The 2,005-nt window shown below is 61.9% G+C and carries 2 protein-coding genes and 1 pseudogene; all 3 read left to right on the top strand.

Features of this window, described 5'->3' with window-relative positions; all coding sequences use genetic code 11:
* Positions 1–99: 99 nt before the first annotated feature.
* A pseudogene (locus tag VSR72_RS43900) lies at positions 100–183 on the top strand (helix-turn-helix domain-containing protein); the annotation flags it as partial.
* 166 nt (positions 184–349) lie between these two features.
* The gene (locus tag VSR72_RS43895; RefSeq protein ID WP_342958408.1) at positions 350–628 is read left to right on the top strand and encodes a zinc ribbon domain-containing protein; all 279 of its coding nucleotides are present in this window, start codon (positions 350–352) and stop codon (positions 626–628) included.
* Positions 629–772: 144 nt separating this feature from the next.
* A complete protein-coding gene (locus VSR72_RS43890; protein WP_342958407.1) occupies positions 773–1,798 on the top strand; it encodes an IS110 family transposase in 1,026 nt (341 codons plus the stop codon).
* Positions 1,799–2,005: the final 207 nt, after the last annotated feature.

The raw sequence follows: 2,005 nt of genomic DNA, 5'->3' as shown, positions 1-2,005 counted from the left end.
TTGAGCAGGTGCACGGCAACCTTCTCCCTTCAGGGGGAAGGATAGCGCGGACGCCGCAGGCGTCCTTGACAACGCGTGAGTACTGGTAAGCTTTCCCGTATGCAACGACTCCAGGCCTTCAAGTATGAACTCATGCCGACCGGTGAACAGGCGCGCAAGGTGCGCCAGTTCGCGGGCGCGTGTCGCTTAGTCTATAACAAGGCGCTGGCGTTGCAGAAGCAAACTCACGCGGATGGTGGCAAGTTCATCGCTGGCTTCGCGATGAAGAAGCGCTTCGCGGAATGGCGCAGCAGCGAGCATACGCCGTGGCTGAAAGAGGCACCGCGTCATCGATGCCACGAGGCGATTCTTGAGCTCGACCGCGAGTTTCGTCGCCGTCCCGCCGCAGAACACGAGCCGCACCTGCCCGTGTTGCAGGCATATTTCTGCCGGGAACCGCAAGATGCAAGCCCTGTTCGCCTGCGTCAAGTGCGGGCACGAGGCAAATGCCGACCACGTCGGCGCTATCAACGTTTTAGCGGCGGGGTACGCCGCGATTGCCTGTGGAGGGATGGCGCAGTCAGGCCGCCCGAGGAAGCAGAAACCCATCGAAGGTGCTAGCGCACCCGTCGGAATCCCCGTCCATTAGAGCGGGGAGATGGAATGAACACCTCCCCTCCCTTCGGGGAAGCGCCAGCGCTGATGGCGCGGTGACCTGGGGCTCTCGCTTGACCCACGGCATCGACGTGCCAAAGTGAAAGTTCCACCGATCACTTAGGTAAGGAGAGCCCAAATGAATGCTACGACTTATGGGCTGGACATTGCAAAGTCCGTCTTCCAGATTTACTGGGTGAACCCGCAATCCGGCGAGATCTTCAACCGGCGCTTCAGCCGCGATCAGCTCATCCACTTTCTGAGTCTGCGCGAACCCGGACGCGTTGTGCTGGAGGCATGCGGCAGTGCGCACTGGTGGGCACGCAAGATCATCAGTCTCGGCCATCAGGCTGTTCTTCTGCACCCCAAATACGTGCGTCCGTTTGTGCAAACGAACAAAACTGATGCGGCAGACGCTCGTGCCATCTGGACCACTGCCCAGCAGCCCGGCATGCGCACCGTCGCCATCAAGAGCGAAGCGCAGCAGGCCATCCTCAGCCTGCATCGCATCCGCTCCGGGCTGGTCGACACCCGCACCCGGCTCGTCAACCAGATTCGTGGGCTGCTTGCCGAATACGGCCTGCAATTCCGCTACGGCCGCAAAGCCTTCATGAATGAACTCAGCACTCGCATGCCCGAGGTCGAACAGGTGGTGTCGCCGCTCATCTGGCGAGCTCTGCAGCACCAACTCGCGCACCTTCGACAACTGGAAGTGGACATCACCGAGACTGAACGCGAAAACCTTCTTTGGATGAAAGCCAATCCCGCCGCGCGGATGCTGGCAGCCATCAATGGCATCGGTCCGCTGACGGCCACCGCAACCGTCGCCGTTATGGGCTCGCCCGGCACGTTCCGCTCCGGGCGAGCCTTCGCAGCCAGCCTCGGGCTCGTGCCCAGCCAGACCGGCACGGGTGGCAAGGTCCGCCTGGGCGGCATTACCAAGCGCGGCGACTCCTATCTGCGCAAATTGCTTATTCACGGCGCCCGCATCGTCGTGACGCGCTCGAACCTGCGTCCCGCGTGGGTAGAGGCGCTTCTCAGCAGGCGCCCAATCAACGTCGTGGTCGTCGCGCTCGCCAACAAAATGGCGCGCATTGCGTGGGCCTTGCTCGCGCACAGTGAAGCCTACGACCCCAAGTACCTCAGCTCGCGCCCGCTCGCGTAGTCGACTGTGAGTTGATTCGAGCACTTAATTCCTCCAACCCTCTAGCGTTGCGCAGGTAAGGTGAAACGTGTGATGGCAAACGAGATCGTTCCGTGGGAACCCAAACCCGATGACGTCCATGCGGCTCACAGCCCGGCGTGGGAGATGGGGACGTTCCCAGCAGATTCCATCAAGGCCCGCAGGCCCCCTGGACCTGCACCGCAAGGC

This window comes from Paraburkholderia sp. JHI869 (assembly GCF_038900775.1).
Classification (GTDB): Bacteria; Pseudomonadota; Gammaproteobacteria; order Burkholderiales; family Burkholderiaceae; genus Paraburkholderia.
This window is presented reverse-complemented; position numbering and strand designations above follow the sequence as displayed.

What these genes read in the sequence shown, in the direction of transcription:
- VSR72_RS43890 (WP_342958407.1), top strand. Translation starts at nt 773, where the DNA reads ATGAATGCTACGACTTATGGGCTGGACATTGCAAAGTCCGTCTTCCAG.